Raw genomic sequence first — 17,226 nt, forward strand, 5'->3', positions numbered from 1 at the left:
TGCTGCGGGAGTGGAATTCTACTCAACCGCCCTCTCGAGTCAAGCCTTATTTTCAAAGGCTTTTCGAGGTTATCGACTTGGCTTTCTGCGTTGCCGCTTGCCCTGTCGATGGAGGCGCATTATAGGGAACAGATTCTTTCTGGCAACCCCTCTCCTGCAATAAAATTGCAAAAAACTGCACTTTTTTAGTTATTCATCTCCAACCACAGCTTTTATACAAACTTATCCACAGAAATGAGTTCCAGGTTGCTAGAATGGCCGAAAACAAGGAGGCCAAGATGGACTTGCGACTGAGACCTTACAAGGAAAAACGCCCACAACTGGGCAAACGGGTGTATGTAGACCCCTGCGCAACACTGGTGGGCGATATCGAGTTGGCCGATGATGCCAGCATCTGGCCCATGGTGGCGGCGCGGGGGGATGTGAACCATATCCGCATCGGCGCCCGCAGCAATATTCAGGACGGCACTGTGCTGCACCTGACTCGCAAGAGCGCCAGCAACCCAACCGGCTATCCGCTGCTGATCGGTGAAGATGTCACTGTGGGTCACAAGGCGATGCTTCACGGCTGCACCATCGGCAACCGGGTGCTGGTCGGCATGGGTGCCATTCTGCTTGATGGCGTCGTGGTTGAAGATGATGTGATGATCGGCGCAGGTTCACTGGTGCCACCGGGCAAGCGACTCGAGTCGGGCTTTCTATATATAGGGAATCCCGTTAAACAGGCTCGCCCGCTCAAACCGGCCGAGCTCGCCTTCCTCAAAACCTCGGCGGACAACTATGTCCTGCTCAAGGATGAGTATCTGCAAGAGACGTTATAGGAACGGCAGAGATGAAGAAGCCCGGCATGATGCCGGGCTTCGCTTCTTATATAGCTATATAGCCGTGCAGAACGGCTGACCGGAAATCAGTGGGCCTGATCCCAGTTGTCACCGGTACCCGCTTCAACCAGCAGCGGCACATGCAGTTCGGCTGCGGCCGACATCTTCTCCTTGATGATGGCGGTGTACTCCTCCAGCTTCTCTTCGCGGATCTCGAACACCAGTTCATCGTGTACCTGCATCAGCATGCGGATCGACTCATCCTCGATACCGCGGATCCAGCTATCCACGTTGATCATGGCGCGCTTGATGATATCGGCGGCCGTGCCCTGCATCGGGGCGTTGATGGCGGCCCGTTCGGCAGCCTTGCGCAGACCGGCGTTGCGGGACTTGATATCCGGCAGATAGAGGCGACGACCAAACAGGGTCTCGACATACCCCTGGGCTTCCGCCTGCTGACGGGTGCGCTCCATATACTCCAGCACGCCCGGGTAGCGCTCGAAGTAGAGATCCATGTACTTCTGCGCTTCGGCACGACCGATCCCCAGCTGCTTGGCCAGACCGAAGGCACTCATGCCGTAGATGAGGCCGAAGTTGATCGCCTTGGCACTGCGGCGCATGTCGCTGGTCACCGCCTCGAGCGCCACCCCGAACACCTCGGCGGCGGTCGCCTTGTGGATGTCCTTGCCTTCGGCGAAAGCGGTCAGCAGACCCTTGTCGCCGGAGAGGTGCGCCATGATGCGCAGCTCGATCTGGGAGTAGTCCGCCGCCACCAGCTTGTAACCGGCGCACGGGATGAAGGCCTGCCGGATGCGGCGCCCCTGTTCGTTGCGTACCGGGATGTTCTGCAAGTTGGGATCGGTGGAGGAGAGCCGGCCGGTCGCCGCCACCGCCTGATGATAGGAGGTGTGCACCCGCCCGGTCTGCGGCTTGATCATCAGCGGCAGCTTGTCGGTGTAGGTGGACTTGAGCTTGGCCAGCCCACGGTGCTCCATCAGCAGTTGCGGCAGCTCATAGGTCTCCGCCAGCTCGGCCAGTACCTCTTCCGCAGTGGATGGGGCACCCTTGGGGGTCTTTTTGATGATCGGCAGCCCCAGCTTGGTGAAGAGGATCTCCCCCAGCTGCTTGGGCGAGGAGAGATTGAACTCCTGCCCTGCCAGCTCGTGAGCCTGTTTCTCCAGCTCTGCCAGACGCACTTCGATCTCCTGGCTCTGCTGATGCAGCAGCTTGGGTTCGATGGTGGTACCGAGCCGCTCCATCCGCGCCAGCACCGGCAGCAGCGGCAGTTCGATCTCGCTGAACACCTTGGCGAGACCCGGCTCGGCAGAGAGCTTGCCCCACAGCGCCTGATGCAGACGCAGGGTGATGTCGGCATCTTCCGCCGCGTAAGGAGCCGCCTGCTCCAGCTCGATCTGGTTGAAGGTGAGCTGCTTGACCCCCTTGCCGGCGATCTCTTCGAACGAGATGGTCTCGGCGTTCAGATACCTGCGGGCCAGTGAATCCATGTCGTGACGGCTGGCGGTGGAGTTGAGCACGTAGGACTCGAGCATGGTGTCGTAGGCGATACCCTGCAGCTCGATACCGTGATTGAGCAGCACGTTGCGGTCGTACTTGAGGTTCTGCCCCACCTTGAGACGGGTCGGGTCTTCCAGCAGCGGTTTGAGCTTGCCCAGTACCACGGCCTCGCTCAGCTGTACCGGTGCCCCCAGATAGTCGTGGCCAAACGGCACATAAGCAGCCTTGCCCGGCTCAACCGCGAAGGAGACACCGACGATCCGCGCCTCCATATAGTCGAGACTGGTGGTTTCGGTATCGAAGGCAAACAACGGTGCCGCTTTCAGCTGTTCCAGCCAGCCGTCAAACTCGGCTTCGTCCAGAATGCAGCGGTAGTCGGTTTCGATGGCGGCAACCGGAGCGGCGCTCTCATCGCCAGCCTCGTCTTGTCCGGCGCTCTCGCTGCCCTCTTCACCACCGGATTCCAGCTCCTTGATCAGGTTGCGCAGCTCGTATTCGCGATAGACCGCCAGCAGGGACTCCTTGTCGACCGGCTTGAGCAACAGCTCTTCCAGACTCTGTTCCAGCTCGACATCGGTCTTGATGGTCGCCAGTCGATAGGAGAGGCGAACCTGCTCCTCCTGCTCGCGGAACTTGTCGGCGAACGCCTTGGAGCCACGGAAGCCGAGCGCAGCTACCTTGTCGAGGTTGGCGGCAATCTCGTCGATGCTGCCAATCCCCTGCAACAGGGCCAGTGCAGTCTTTTCACCGACGCCGGTCATGCCGGGAATGTTGTCGACCTTGTCCCCCATCAGAGCCAGATAGTCGATGATGAGCTCGGGCGGTACGCCAAACTTCTCGATCACCCCTTCCCTATCGGTCTTCACATCTTTCATGGTGTCGATCAGGGTGACATGGTCGGAGACCAGCTGTGCCATATCCTTGTCACCTGTGCTGATCAGTACCGGCAGCTGCTTCTCGGTCGCCTGGCGGGCCAGGGTGCCGATCACGTCGTCAGCCTCCACCCCCTCCACCATCAGGAAGGGGAAGCCCATCGCCTTGATCATCTGGTGGATAGGCGCGACCTGGCTGCGCAGATCGTCCGGCATGCTGGCACGGGTCGCCTTGTACTCGGGATAGATGTCATCGCGGAAGGTCTTGCCCTTGGCATCAAACACCACGGCCACATGACAGTCAGGATATTGCTTGCGCAGGCTGCGCATCATGTTGGCCATGACACGGACGGCGCCGCTTGGCAAACCGGTCGATGTGCGCAGATCGGCCTGCTGGGAGGCGAAGAAGGCGCGGTAAAGATAAGAGGAGCCGTCGACCAGAATAAGGGGGTTGCTAGGGGCCATGAAATCGTCCTGCCAGAGATAAACAGCCGCTAGGATGCCACAGGCCCCCCCTCACACCAAGGGGCGTAGCAACAGTACACAACGCCTGATAACTGGACTCAGCCTGTGGATAACTCTGTGTTCAAAAATGGAGTGCATCAGAGTGCACAGTGACAAAACTGTGCATAAGAATATAAAAAACCATTAAAAACAATATATTGAGATCGCAAAAACCGATCGCAAGACAGTTAGAATGATCTCGATCAATGTGGAAAAAGATTTAAGGGAGTAGGTACGGCAGGATCCAAAACGAAACAATCCTAGCACAGCAAGATGACTTGACCAGCGGAGGGCGAGCGATAACCATACAAAAGTACAACAATCCATCCTGGCTCACATTTTCAACAACGAGGAGTTTGCCATGAAAAAAGTGGCCGTGATTTTGAGTGGCTGCGGTGTCTTTGACGGGGCCGAAATCCACGAGGCCGTCATCAGCCTGCTGGCGCTGGCCCGTCAGGGAGCCGCCGTCCAGTGCTTCGCCCCGAACGTGGTACAGCTCCATGTCATCAACCACCTGACCGGTGAAGTGAGCGAGGGAGAGAGCCGCAATGTGTTGGTCGAAGCGGCCCGCATCTGCCGTGGTCAGATAAAGGATGTGGCCGAGCTGGATGCGGTAGATTATGACGCCCTGCTGGTGCCCGGTGGCTTTGGCGCTGCCAAAAACCTGTGCGACTTCGCAATCAGGGGCGCCGAATGCCAGATCCAGCCCGATGTGCTGAAAGCGTGCCAGAGCTTTGCCAAAGCCAATAAACCGGCCGCCTATATCTGCATCGCGCCCGCCATGATCCCGCTGATATATGGTGCTGGAACGCTGGCGACCATCGGCCATGACGAGGGCACCGCCAACGCCATCGAGGAGATGGGTGGCAGCCATCTCAACTGCCCGGTCAACGAGTTTGTGGTGGATCAGGAGCGCAAGGTGATCTCCACCCCCGCCTACATGCTGGCCAACAACATAGTCGAAGCCGCGGACGGCATCGAGAAGACAGTCAAACAACTGCTGGCGCTGTAATTCCCATCCCGCCAAAACAAAAATAGACGGGCCGCTCATAGAGCGGCCCGTTTTCAATTCTGCCTGAAGGCGATGAATTAGATGGTTTCGCCCATCTGATCCATTTTACCCAGCAGGGCACGCAGACGCTCCTGCCAAGCAGCGTGCTCGTTACGCAGCTGATGGTTCTCGTCTTGCAGCTTGCTGTTCTGTTCTTTCAGCTCGTCCAGCTCCATCTTCAGCAGGGAGATGTTGTCGACAGCGGATTGTACTTTGGATTCGAGTTGCTCAAGGACTTCTAGTGACATATGCATACCTGTTTGTTCAATTGCGATGCCCCACAGAGGGCGATTCAAGCGCGTGGAGCCAGCATACCCCGAGCCTATCGGCACAAACAAGCCAGTGCGCTGTAAAATGCGCCTTCCATAGATGTATTGTCTAAATATGCGTCTATTTTTCTCGCATCCTGCGCCCGAGCCGCGACAACACTCTAAACCGTACCTAAAAAGCGCCGCTACCAACGCATCATTGATGCCATCCTGATGGCACGGTCGCTATCCATGCAAGGCGATATAAGCCCCCAGCAACAGACAGGCGACCACATACATCAGCAGGCCGTAAAGCAGGTTCCAGCGCAGGATCAGCCCGGCACTGAGGTTGTAACGGGAGGCCAGCGCCAGATTGGATCCGGAGAGCGGACTGGTGCCGGTGGCAAGCCCCCATCCCAGCAGGAAACACATACCGAGCAGGCTGGGATCCGGCGCCAACGGCCAGAGCAGTGGCGCCAGCCCGGAGATACTGATGAGCGGATGCACCCCGACGATGGCCACCAGCAGGATCAGCAGCAGAGTGAGGGATGCCTCCAGCCAGCCAAAGTGGTTGAACAGCGGCAGGCCGTGACCGGCACCGAAATCGATGACCGACAGCGCACTGTTGATGCCTGCCGCCAACAAACCGGCCCCCAGAAACAGCACCAGCTGACCGCCGATGGCGGGGAAACGCTCCACCACCTGCCGCTTGAGGGCCGCCTTGCGCCCTGTCCTCGGCATAAAGAGCAGCGCCAGCAGCGGGGCCACCAGTGCGATCACCGCCAGAATGCCGAGCTGGGGCCAGATCTGCTTGATGAGCAGTACCAGCAACGCCAGCGTGACTGGCAACCCCAGTGTCTGCAACCGCAGCGGATAACCGGCAAAGTCGGCCACTCCGGTCCTCTCCACCTGCCAGGCAGTCAGCCCCATCGCCAGCAAGGCGGCGAGGATCCCGAACGGCAGAATATGGGAGAGCTGCAAGCCCGGCGCATAGGTGAGCGCCACCGCCATGGCGACAAAGAAGGGTGACCAGAAGGCGGCGGCACAGAAGATCCGGCTCAGCACCATCACCTGACGCCGCTCCAGGGTGCCATTACGCTCCAGCCGATCGCCGATGATAAAGAGCACCGAGAGATTGATGACCGCCCCCAGCAGATTGAGGCTGGCCATGGTGCTCCACAGCCCTTTGCGCCCGGTCCAGGAGGTGGTGCCGGTCAGCAAGCCGGAAGTGGCAAGGTTGAGGGTGCTCACCGCGGCAAACATGGTGAGCATATTGATATTGGGCAGCAGCCAGTCACCGGCAATGAGGGTCGCGCCCTGCCACCAGGAGAAGATCAACAGCAGCAGGGCGGCACTATACAGGGCCAGCGCCTGCCGCCTGGCGGCCCCTACCAGCCAGGGCCAGGTGAGCAGTGACGCCCCCCAGGCTGCAATGGCCGCGGGCCAGGGGGAGAGACCCAGATAGAGATGAAGCAGGTTGAGCAGCCACATCCCCAAAATCAGATAACCCGACCAGCGTTTGGCCATCGACGCCTCCGGTCAGGAGATCAGAGACACTGATCCATATCCAGTGAAGGCTTGTCGCACTCCGGACGGCCGACGATCTTGGCGGGTACGCCAGCAACCGTGGTATGAGGTGGCACCGGGTTGATCACCACGCTGCCGGCGCCGATTTTGGCACCCACGCCCACTTCGATATTGCCGAGCACCTTGGCGCCCGCCCCTATCATCACCCCTTCGCGGATCTTGGGGTGGCGATCGCCGCTCTCCTTGCCGGTACCACCGAGGGTAACGCTCTGCAGGATGGAGACATCATCTTCAATCACCGCCGTCTCGCCCACCACTATGCCGGTGGCATGGTCAAACATGATGCCCTTGCCGATGCGGGCGGCCGGGTGCACATCCACCCCGAACACCACCGAGATCTGGTTCTGCAGATAAAGAGCCAGCGAGCGGCGCCCCTGACGCCACAGCCAGTTGGCGACCCGATACCCCTGCAGGGCATGGAACCCCTTGAGGTAGAGCAGCGGGGTGGAGAAGAGGTCGACCGCAGGATCGCGCTCCTGCACGGCGCAGATGTCGGCCGCCACTACCGTCAGCAGCTCGGGCTCGCTGCGCAGGGCCAGCTCGATCACCTCGCGCAGGGCGATGGCGGGCATGGTGGCGCTGTCGAGTTTGTTGGCCAGCTGGAAGCTCAGCGCCGAACGCAGATTCTTGTGATTGAGAATGGTGGAGTGGAAGAAGCTGGCCAGCATCGGCTCCTGGGCCGCCATGCACTCCGCTTCTTGCTGAATTTTGTGCCAAGTTTTGGCAACCAGTTCATCCATGTTGCAGCCTACTGTTGTTCTGGGTGAGGGCTCTGTTGTTCTTTTGTCAGCACCGAGATGGGGTCCATGTGGATGATGACATCCATCCGCTCGAATGCCTGGCGAACCGCCAGCTCGGCTTCATCGGCGATCTGATGGGCCTTGACCAGGGGGATCTGATCATCCAGTTCCAGATGCAACTGTACGAATCGGGTCGGCCCGGATTGACGGGTGCGCAGGTCATGTACGCCGTGTACCCCTTCGACGGCGCAGCAGAGGGCCATTATTCTCGCTTGTTCTTCCGCTGGCAACTGACGATCGAGCAGGGCCTGCACCGACTCGTAGCCGATATGTCCCGCCCCCCACAACAGGAACAACCCGATCAGGATGGCAAACAGGCCGTCAGCCCAGTACCACCCCTGCCCCGCCAGCACCAGCGCCAGCAAGACACCGGCGTTGAGCAGCAGATCGGAGCGGTAGTGCAACATGTCCGCCTTGATGGCCACGCTGTTGGTCTTGCGAATAACGAAACTCTGGAAACTGACCAGCAGCAGGGTCAGCACAATGGAACCGCCACTAACCCAGAGACCCGCCTCTAACCGTTCAATAGGTGCCTGTTTGAGCAGGGAGGAGATGCCGTGCATCACCAGCAGCAATGCGGAACCGGAGATAAAGGCCGACTGGATCAGCCCCGCCAGAGACTCCGCCTTGCCGTGACCGAAGCGGTGTTCATCATCGGCGGGGGCCAGCGCATAGCGAATGGCCAGCAGGTTGATGATGGAGGCACTCACATCCATAAAAGAGTCGGTGAGCGACGCCAGCAGGGTCGACGAGTCGGTCATCAGCCAGGCGATCAGTTTGCCGATGATGAGCAGGGTGGCAGTCGTGACGGCCGCCATGCTGGCAAAGGTAACCCAACGGGAATATTGTTGATGGCTCAAAACCGGCTTTCCTCTGGCGATGAAAAACTTATTATACCCTGACCCCGGCGTCAGTTTGGCGCGAAAATCTGCGGAATAACACCCGATGAACAGAATACTCCTGGTCGACGACGATCTTGAATTGACCCAGCTGCTCACCGAAATTCTGACCCTGGAAGGATTTCAGGTCACGGTCGCCGAGGATGGTGAAGAGGGGCTGCAACGGCTGGCGGAGCAGGGCTTCGATCTGGTGCTGCTGGACGTGATGATGCCCAAACTCAACGGCTTTGCCATGCTGACCAAGCTGCGCAAGACCCATGAAACCCCGGTGCTGATGTTGACCGCTCGTGGCGACAGCCAGGATCGGGTTAACGGTCTGGAAGCGGGTGCCGACGACTATCTGGCCAAGCCGTTCGACGATCGGGAGCTGCTGGCCCGGGTTCGCGCCATCCTGCGCCGTACCCAGAGTGCCCCGCCCCAGCGTGGCAGCTCCTCCGACGAAGTGCACTTCATGGATATCGTGCTGCAACCCGGCCTGCAGCAGGCCCGCTGCGGCGTACAACTGCTGGAGCTGACCGCCACCGAATTCGGGCTGCTGGAGTGCCTGCTGCGCAATCCCGGCCAGATTGTCAGCAAGAGCCACCTCTCCGAACAGGTGCTTGGCAAGAAGCTGGAGCCCTTCGATCGGGCCATCGACATGCACCTGAGCAACCTGCGCAAGAAGCTGCCGGACCGCAGTGATGGCCAGCCCCGCTTCAAAACCGTACGGGGGCGCGGTTACCTGTGGCTAGAGCAAGAATAAAGAGTACCAGCTCCCTCAACGGCATATCGACCCACATCTTCCTCTGGTTCTGGTTCATGCTGCTGGTGATGCTGGCCGCCGTGATCAGCCTGCCCACTCTGGATCCTCGCAACCAGATCCCGCTGCCGACCCATGAGGCGGTGCGAATGCAGAAAAATGTGCAGGCCCTGCTCAACGCTGCCGATCCGAATCAGGATTTCGATCTGGCCAAAACGATGGACAAGATCGCCATGCTCCCGGTGGACAATGTCTACCTGCGCGACGAGAGGGGGCAGATCCAGTCCACCACCCATCCGCGCAAGTTTGTGGTGCGCTTTATGGTGGACGCCGATGACCCGGCCAAACCCATGCTGGGCAACGAGGATCGCAAGGCGATCGCTGGTCCCTTCCTGATGGAGCACCGCGGCCATCGCTATCACGTCTATTTCGGCCTCAATGCCGAGAACCCCTACCTGTTCCTGTTCATACAGGTGCTGGATCACCCGATCCGCATTCTGGGCATCTCGATGCTGGTCAGCACCCCGCTCTGCCTGCTGCTCGCCTGGCGGCTGACCCGCCCCATCCTGCAGTTGCAGAAATCGGTCTCCCAACTGGCGGCCGGCAATCTGGAGGTACAGATCCCCAATCTGGGACGGGGCGACGAGATCGGCCAGCTGGCGGATAACGTCAGCCGCATGGTGGAGACGCTCAAGAGCATGATCCAGAAGCAGAAACAGCTGCTTTCCGATATCTCCCACGAGCTGCGCAGCCCCCTCACCCGGATGCAACTGGCGCAGGCGCTGATCCGCCGCAAGCAGGGTGACAGCGCCGAGTTGGCGCGGATCGAATCGGAGATCGGGCGGCTGGACAAGCTGATCGGCGATCTGCTGGATCTGTCTCGGGTGCAGCAGCATGTGGAGGCCCCCATCGTGCAGCCGCTGGCCGACCTGCTGGAGCCCATCCTCGAAGATGCCATGTTCGAGGCAAACCAGAGCGGCAAACAGCTCAGACTGCCGCCACTGCCCGCAGAGTCGATCCAGATGTGGCCAGAGCTGCTGGCCCGGGCGGTGGAGAACCCCCTGCGCAACGCCCTCAAATATGCCCGCGAGTTCATCAAGGTGGACTGGTATCGGGAAGGACTGGAGTGGGTTATGACCATTCGGGATGACGGCCCAGGGGTGCCTGACGAGCAACAGGCGCTGCTGTTCCAGCCCTTCTTCCGGGTCGATGATGCCCGCAACGCCAAGACTGGCGGCACCGGGCTGGGGCTGGCCATCGCCTCGGAGGCGATCCAGCGCCACGGCGGCACCATTGCGGCCAGCAACAATCATCCCACCGGGCTGACCATCACCATCCGCTTGCCCATCGCCTGATCCTTTTCATCCGGACGGGCGCTGGGTATGCTGGCGCCCCTTCTTGGCTTTACATCTCTTTGCAGGAGCTCGTCATGCTCGATATCGTCCTCTACCAGCCGGAAATTCCGCCCAACACCGGCAATATCATCCGGCTTTGCGCCAATACCGGTTACCGGCTCCATCTGATCGAGCCGCTGGGATTTGAGTGGGATGACAAGCGGGTAAAGCGGGCGGGACTCGACTATCACGAGTTTGCCGAGGTGAAGCGCTGGCCAAGCTATGAGGCTTTTCTGGCTGCCGTGGCGCCCAAGCGGGTGTTTGCCTGCACCACCAAGGGCCGCACCGCGCACTCGGCAGCACAATATGCCCTTGGCGATGCCCTGCTGTTTGGCCCGGAGAGTCGCGGCCTGCCCATCGAGATCATCGAGAGTCTGCCATTCGAGCAGCGGCTGCGCATCCCTATGGTGCCCCAGAGCCGCAGCATGAACCTCTCCAACGCGGTGTCAGTCTTCGTCTACGAGAGCTGGCGCCAGCTCGGCTACGACGGTGCCATGTAAGCGCCACCGATGATCAGTGGCGGGCGTCGATCAGGCGCCCGCTGCGCTCCAGCCGCCAGCAAGTAACCCCCAGCGACAGACCTCGCCCCACCATCAGCGCCGCCATCGCTGCCCATAACGCGGCCACGCCCCACGACTGACAGAGCCACCAGATCGGGAAGAAGCCGCCAAACGCGGCCAGCAACATGCTGTTGCGCATCTCCCGCGCCCGGGTCGCCCCGATAAATACGCCATCCAGCAGGAAGCACCAGACCGCCAGCAAGGGCATGGCGATCAGCCAGGGAAGCTGACGATGTGCCTCCGCCACCACGGCCGGAATGTCGGTGATATAGCCGATAAGGTGGGCACCAAAGAGGGCAAACACCAGGGTAAAACCACTGGCAATGAGGGCGGCCCAGCCCAGATTGAGCACGATGGCCTCCCGCAGTTTCTGCCGATCCCGCTGACCGATGGCTCGTCCTACCATGGCCTCCACCGCATAGGCAAAACCATCGAGTCCGTAGGAGATAAGCATCTGGAAGTTGAGCAGCACCGCATTGGCGGCCACCGCCACGTCCCCCAATCGTGCCCCTTGCAAGGTCATAAAGGCAAAGCAGAGCTGCAAACAGAGGGAGCGCAGGAAGATATCGCGGTTGAGGCCGAGCAACCGCACCATGGGCGCAAGCTGCCGCCAGCGCTGCCAGCCATCCTGCCACACCGTCGGCGCCAGTTGCCGCAGCTGACGGCGTACCAGCCAGATACCGACTGCCAGCGCGCAGTAGTCCGCCATGACCGAGGCTGCCGCCACACCCCGCACCTGCCAGCCGAGTCCCAGCACAAACAGGGCATCGAGCGCCATATTGACCAGATTGGTGAGGATCAGCATCACCATGGGGCTGCGGGCATCCTGCATCCCCAACAGCCAGCCCATGATCACCAGATTGCAGAGCGCCGCCGGGGCGCTCCAGATCCGCACCGCCACATATTGGCCCGCATAAAGCTGCACCTCGGGCGAGCCGCCACTCAGGGCGATCAGCCGTGGCAACAGCGGGAAGAGCAACAGCAGCAGCGTCAGGCCGAGAGCAATGGCCAGACCCAGCGCCCGCAGCAGGGTATCGAGCTGGGCACGACCGTCGGCGGCGCCGTGCGCCTGCGCCGTCAGGCCGGTGGTCGACATCCGCAAGAAGCCGAGCAGCCAGAAGATGAGGTTGATCAGGGTCGCACCGACCGACACGCCCCCCAGAAACCAGGCCTGACCGAGATGACCGATCACCCAGGTGTCCACCAGCCCCAGCAAGGGGGTGGTGATATTGGAAAAAACCATGGGCAGGGCGAGCGCAAAGACAGCGCGGTGGCGAGAGGGGTCTCGCCACCAGGGGGCAACAGCTGGGGTCACGCTCAGTGGCCTGCCAGCTTCAGAATGCGGGCGAAGTCAGAGAGCATGGTGGCCATCTGCACCCGGGGCACCTGACCCGGCGCCACTTGCGGACGGAATACCGCCTGCAGCTTGCCCTTGGGATTGATGAGCACGATGGAGGCGGAGTGATCGATCAGGTAATCCTTCTCCCCCTGATTAGCGATGGAGTAGATGAGCCCCAGATTGCGCACGAACGGGAACAGCTTGTCGTGGGGGGCAGTGGCCGCCTTGAACTCGGGATTGAAGAAGGCGGTATAGGTCTTGAGGCGTGGAATGTCGTCACGCTGGGGATCCGCCGAGATAAACACCACCTGACTGTCGGGCGCCATTTTCTTCAGCTGGTCATAGACGGAGCGCATATCTGCCAGGGTGGTGGGGCAGATATCGGGGCAGAAGGTGTAGCCGACAAACAGGAAGGTCCAGTGCCCCTTCAGGTTGGCAGGGGTGAACGGCTGGTTGTCCGCATCGGTAAAGGCGAACTCATTGATGTCCCGCCCCGCCGGATAGTAGTCGGCCTGTTCCGGCTGCTCTGGCTGCGTGGCGTAAAACACCAGGATCAGGCAGGCTGTCAGCAGCAGAAAGAGCAGGGGATAGCGGAGCTTCATCATAACAAGAGACCCTTTCAGTTCGAGGCAGATGGCCAGCAGTGACCGGACAAGAGGGGGGCATTGTACCCCAGCGAGCCGCCAAGGTGGTTCAACCTTGTGCAACGCCCTGTCAGGAGTCGACCATTTGGCATAATTAATCGCCAGTTGCGGCCATAAAAAAACCGGCCCCCTCGGGTGCCGGTTATGGATGGATTTGTTTGTCTCTTCTGCTCAGGGGCGAGCGTTACGCCCCTGCTGCAACATCTTGCCGATGGCCCGCACGCCGATGGGAATCACGGGGGCCAGCCAGCCCTCTTCCCCCTGGCGATCACCGTGACCACGCTTGAACAGCAGCACCAGACGCACCACCTTCTCTTTCGGGCATCCCAGCCAGAGCGTCCAGTGCGAACCACGATGGTGCAGCCAGAGACCGTAAAACCAGGTCATCCGGCTACCTTTGACGAAACGGGTGATTGACGATTCCGCTGGCGCAGCCCCAGCCTCTGAATCCCATGGCGATCTTGATGCCATACCAGTCCTCCTTGACCGACAGGTCATGTTGCTTCGTCGGCCTGAACTGGGAACAGGCCCGTCACGACTATCTGCAACCATTACGAGTGGTCCCCTTTGCCTGACAAGGCTCGGGATCTCCCCACTCCCCCTTCATATCCCGTGAAGGTGTACTGCCCGATTCTCGTTGTTACCGGCCCTTCCGTACCGACGCATTGTGATGGTCAGAGGGAGGTGCCCAGGCCTGTCTCGGCGACAGGGCACTGATCTGAGCATATATCTGAAATGGATGATTGGTAGCCGGTCGCGCAGGACAAAAATGCCGCCACCGATGATCTGTTTGATATGACAGGGAAAGTGTGCCAGAAACAGCACGGCCTCCCGAAGGAGGCCGTGTGGCAAACGCAGTTGGCGGAGATGATTACATCCAGTCGGCGTTGCGGATCACCCCGACAGCCAGTCCTTCGATGGTGAGCTGCTGGCAGGAGAGATCCACCTCGATGGGGGAGAGCTCTTCATTTTCCGGCAGTAGCCATACCTGACTGCCCTTGCGCTGGAAGCGCTTGACGGTGACATCCTCATCGAGACGGGCGACGACCACCTGACCGTTGCGCACCTCCTGGGTCTTGTGCACTGCCAGCAGATCGCCATCCAGAATGCCGATGTTCTTCATGCTCATCCCCTGCACCCGCAGCAGAAAATCTGCGCGCGGATGGAACAGGGCGGGATCCACCTGATAGTGGCTCTCGATATGCTCCTGAGCCAGGATAGGTTCACCGGCAGCCACCTTGCCGATGAGCGGCAGGCCGCTTTCTTCAAGCACCTCTTCCTCTTCGAGCAACAGGCGAATGCCGCGGGACGTGCCCGGCATGATCTCGATGACCCCTTTTTTGGCCAGGGCCTTCAGATGTTCTTCGGCCGCATTGGCCGACTTGAAACCAAGCTTCTGGGCAATCTCGGCACGAGTCGGCGGCATGCCGGTTTCGCTCATATTCACCTTGATCAGCTCCAGCACTTCGGCCTGGCGGGGGGTAAGGGGTTTCATAGAATTGGCACCTGTCTTTTTATACAGCACACTGGCAGTATATACAGTGCAGTGGCCAAGGCAAGGCGCAGCTGACATTTGTCGCGACCAACCCCTCATTTACTACTGTTTTGATCCTGCGCAGCCGACTCATCGTACCTCTCGGCGACAAGGGGCTGTCGATTTGCTATGCTCACGCCGCATTTTTTTGGAGAGCAGACGCACATGTCCCTAGGACAGAAGATTTCCAGAGCCATCTTGCAATGGCCGGTCAGCGGCTTGGTCAATCACAAGAGCCTGCCGGAAAATCCCATCACAGAACTCAATCTGGATCCGGCCAGACCCATCGTCTATGCCCTGAAAACCAGTTCGATCACCGACCTGATGACCTTGCAGCAGTGCTGCGAGGATCTCGGTCTGCCCGGCCCCTTCACGCCGCTGGAGCTCAACGGCCAGCTGCTGCCGCGCTATGTCTGTCTGGACCGTCCGCCTCCCCTGTTTGGCAAACGCAGCAAACCGCTCCCCTTCCTGCAGGAGTTCCACCAGCTGCTGGATCTGCACAAGCAGGATCCCGAGCTGGATATCCAGGTGGTGCCCGTCACCCTGTTCTGGGGCCGCGCTCCGGGTCGGGAAGGGGAAGAAGCCTCCGACCTCAACATCATCAGCAGCCTGGCGCCGAACCGGCTGAAGAAGGCGCTCATCGTGATCCTCAAGGGTCGCGAGAATCTGGTGCGCTTTTCGCCGCCGCTTTCCCTGCGCTATATGGCGGACAAACACGGCACCGACGAGGCGATCGCCCACAAGCTGGCACGAGTGGCCCGTACCCACTTCAGCCGTCAGCAGCTGGCTGCCACCGGCCCGAAACTGCCGAACCGCAACCTGCTGTTCAAGCAGCTGCTCGACTCCGCGGTGATCCAGCAGGCGATTGAAGAGGAGGCCCAGCGCGAAGGGATCAGCCTCGAGAAGGCGCAAAAGCGTGCCCATGGCTACATGGACGAGATCGCCTCCAACTTCTCTTACCGGCTGATCCGCCTGGGCGAGAGCTTCCTCGGCTGGCTGTGGAACAAGCTCTACCGCGGTTTGTCGGTCAATGGCGCCGAGAAGGTACGCCAGCTGGCGCAGGAAGGGCACGAGATCGTCTACGTTCCCTGTCACCGCAGCCACATGGACTACCTGCTGCTCTCCTACGTCATCTACCACCAGGGGATGGTGCCGCCCCATATCGCGGCAGGCATCAACCTCAACTTCTGGCCGGCGGGCCCCATCTTCCGCCACGGCGGCGCCTTCTTCATTCGCCGCACCTTCAAGGGCAACCCGCTCTACAGCACGGTATTCCGGGAATACCTCAACCTGCTGTTTGCCAAGGGTTACTCGGTAGAGTTCTTCACCGAGGGTGGTCGCTCCCGTACCGGCCGTCTGCTGCCGCCCAAGACCGGCATGCTGGCGATGACCCTGCAGGCGATGATGCGCGGGCTGGACAGGCCGGTCACTCTGGTGCCCGTCTATCTGGGCTACGAGCACGTGATGGAGGTGAACACCTACCACAACGAGCTTAAGGGGAGTCGCAAGGAGAAAGAGAGCTTCCTGCAGGTGCTCGGCATCCTGCGCAAGCTGCGCAACTACGGCCGTGGTTTCGTCAACTTCGGCGAACCGCTGACCCTCAACAGCTACCTGAGCGAACATATCCCCGACTGGAAAAAGCACATCGGGGAAGAGGAGCGTCCGGAGTGGATGGCGGGCACTGTCAACAATCTGGCCGAACTGCTGATGACCCGCATCAACGGCGCTGCCGCGGTCAACGGCCTGACCCTGAGTGCGCTGGCGCTGCTGGCCGCCGAGCGCCACGCCCTGACCCGCGACGAGTTGCAGGCCCAGCTCAACACCTATCTGGATCTGCTCAAGGCGGTGCCTTACAGCCCGCAGAGCACCATTCCGGATGAGGATGCCAAGACCCTGCTGGATCAGGCGATGGAGCTCAACAAGTTCGAGGTGAGCGAGGACAAGCTGGGTCAGATCATCAGTCTCGACCGCTATCAGGCGATCCTGCTGACCTACTACCGCAACAACATCCTCCACCTGTTCGCCATGCCTTCTCTGGTGGCGGCACTAATCGAACGCTGCGAGGGGATCTCCCGCAGCGAGATCATGGCTCGTTGCATCGACATCTATCCGCTGCTTAAGACCGAGCTGTTCCTGCGTTATGAAGAGGAGGAGCTACCGGCGCTGGTTGACAGCCTGCTCGACGCGCTGCAGACCCAGCAGCTGATCGAGACCCGCGATGACGGCTACTGGGTCAATCCGGCCAACCAGATGCGCCTGCTGCTGCTGGCGGAGAGCATTCAGGAGACCCTGCAACGCTACGCCATCGTGCTGACCCGGGTGCTGGCCCAACCCCATATCGAAGCGGAGCAGCTGGAGGCGGATGGCCTGATGATGGCAGAGCGCCTCGGCACCCTGCACGGCATCAACGCCCCCGAGTTCTTCGACCAGAAGCTGTTCAGCACCCTGATCCACACCTTGCGCAAGGAGGGTTACCTCTCCCCAGAGTGCAAGCCGGATCTCGGCCGCTTCCAGGCGCTGGCCGACAACATAGTGCCGCTGCTGAGCAACAAGATCCGCCGCACCATTCAGGCAGGCAATCAGCTCTAATCTGCAACGCAAACAAAGAAGGCCGCATGATGCGGCCTTCTTTTTATCAAGTTTTTGTCCCGTCCTGAATATGGTTTACACCTTTCCCCCCAATACATGGAGAACCCGATGGGACAAGGTGTGAAACGAA

15 protein-coding genes are annotated in these 17,226 nt (G+C 60.3%); 6 read left to right on the forward strand and 9 right to left on the reverse strand.

Annotation, left to right across the window (positions count from 1 at the left end):
* Positions 1–278 precede the first annotated feature (278 nt).
* On the forward strand, positions 279–821 hold the full coding sequence (locus G5179_RS20305; RefSeq protein ID WP_421236369.1) for a gamma carbonic anhydrase family protein: 543 nt from the start codon (positions 279–281) through the stop codon (positions 819–821).
* An 86-nt stretch (positions 822–907) separates the two neighbouring features.
* Here the strand turns inward: G5179_RS20305 and polA are convergent, their stop codons facing one another.
* Positions 908–3,673: a DNA polymerase I gene (gene polA, locus G5179_RS20310; protein WP_245099245.1), complete on the reverse strand. Its 2,766-nt coding sequence runs from the start codon at positions 3,671–3,673 to the stop codon at positions 908–910.
* Between the two features lie 400 nt (positions 3,674–4,073).
* Between polA and elbB the strand changes: the two genes are divergently transcribed.
* A complete protein-coding gene (elbB, locus tag G5179_RS20315) occupies positions 4,074–4,724 on the forward strand; it encodes an isoprenoid biosynthesis glyoxalase ElbB (protein WP_421258993.1) in 651 nt (216 codons plus the stop codon).
* Between the two features lie 77 nt (positions 4,725–4,801).
* On the opposite strand, the gene G5179_RS20320 is transcribed toward elbB, so the two are convergent.
* From G5179_RS20320 to G5179_RS20335, 4 genes are all read right to left on the reverse strand, one after another.
* On the reverse strand, positions 4,802–5,011 hold the full coding sequence (locus G5179_RS20320; RefSeq protein ID WP_005342050.1) for a cell division protein ZapB: 210 nt from the start codon (positions 5,009–5,011) through the stop codon (positions 4,802–4,804).
* A gap of 246 nt (positions 5,012–5,257) precedes the next feature.
* Positions 5,258–6,538, reverse strand: coding sequence for a hypothetical protein (locus G5179_RS20325; RefSeq protein WP_337073809.1), 1,281 nt, complete (start codon positions 6,536–6,538; stop codon positions 5,258–5,260).
* Between the two features lie 20 nt (positions 6,539–6,558).
* Positions 6,559–7,338 carry a serine O-acetyltransferase gene (gene cysE, locus G5179_RS20330; RefSeq protein WP_005339552.1) on the reverse strand — a complete coding sequence of 260 codons (780 nt, stop codon included), beginning with the start codon at positions 7,336–7,338 and terminating at the stop codon, positions 6,559–6,561.
* Between the two features lie 8 nt (positions 7,339–7,346).
* Positions 7,347–8,258, reverse strand: coding sequence for a cation diffusion facilitator family transporter (locus tag G5179_RS20335; RefSeq protein WP_216952360.1), 912 nt, complete (start codon positions 8,256–8,258; stop codon positions 7,347–7,349).
* A gap of 85 nt (positions 8,259–8,343) precedes the next feature.
* On the opposite strand from G5179_RS20335, the gene G5179_RS20340 reads away from it, so the two are divergent.
* From G5179_RS20340 to trmL, 3 genes are all read left to right on the forward strand, one after another.
* Positions 8,344–9,039, forward strand: a complete 696-nt coding sequence (locus tag G5179_RS20340) for a response regulator (RefSeq protein ID WP_216952361.1) — start codon at positions 8,344–8,346, stop codon at positions 9,037–9,039.
* Entirely contained in the window at positions 9,021–10,391 is a 1,371-nt protein-coding gene (locus G5179_RS20345) for an ATP-binding protein (RefSeq protein WP_421258994.1), read from the forward strand. The genes G5179_RS20340 and G5179_RS20345 overlap by 19 nt, the downstream gene beginning before the upstream one ends.
* A 74-nt stretch (positions 10,392–10,465) precedes the next feature.
* Positions 10,466–10,930 carry a tRNA (uridine(34)/cytosine(34)/5-carboxymethylaminomethyluridine(34)-2'-O)-methyltransferase TrmL gene (gene trmL, locus G5179_RS20350; RefSeq protein WP_005339545.1) on the forward strand — a complete coding sequence of 155 codons (465 nt, stop codon included), beginning with the start codon at positions 10,466–10,468 and terminating at the stop codon, positions 10,928–10,930.
* 13 nt (positions 10,931–10,943) lie between these two features.
* Here trmL and dinF read toward each other — a convergent pair whose 3' ends face one another.
* The 4 genes from dinF to lexA form a co-directional block, all read right to left on the reverse strand.
* Entirely contained in the window at positions 10,944–12,305 is a 1,362-nt protein-coding gene (dinF, locus tag G5179_RS20355; RefSeq protein ID WP_421258995.1) for an MATE family efflux transporter DinF, read from the reverse strand.
* A gap of 2 nt (positions 12,306–12,307) precedes the next feature.
* The gene (locus G5179_RS20360) at positions 12,308–12,934 is read right to left on the reverse strand and encodes an SCO family protein (protein ID WP_421258996.1); all 627 of its coding nucleotides are present in this window, start codon (positions 12,932–12,934) and stop codon (positions 12,308–12,310) included.
* A 210-nt stretch (positions 12,935–13,144) separates the two neighbouring features.
* Positions 13,145–13,360, reverse strand: a complete 216-nt coding sequence (locus tag G5179_RS20365; protein WP_019446524.1) for a hypothetical protein — start codon at positions 13,358–13,360, stop codon at positions 13,145–13,147.
* A gap of 484 nt (positions 13,361–13,844) precedes the next feature.
* The gene (gene lexA / locus G5179_RS20370) at positions 13,845–14,468 is read right to left on the reverse strand and encodes a transcriptional repressor LexA (protein ID WP_005339540.1); all 624 of its coding nucleotides are present in this window, start codon (positions 14,466–14,468) and stop codon (positions 13,845–13,847) included.
* Positions 14,469–14,672: 204 nt separating this feature from the next.
* On the opposite strand from lexA, the gene plsB reads away from it, so the two are divergent.
* Positions 14,673–17,096, forward strand: a complete 2,424-nt coding sequence (gene plsB / locus G5179_RS20375; RefSeq protein WP_421258997.1) for a glycerol-3-phosphate 1-O-acyltransferase PlsB — start codon at positions 14,673–14,675, stop codon at positions 17,094–17,096.
* Positions 17,097–17,226: the final 130 nt, after the last annotated feature.

Origin of the sequence: Aeromonas sp. 600886, assembly GCF_049174935.1 — a bacterium.
GTDB classification, from domain to species: domain Bacteria; phylum Pseudomonadota; class Gammaproteobacteria; order Enterobacterales; family Aeromonadaceae; genus Aeromonas; species Aeromonas veronii_A.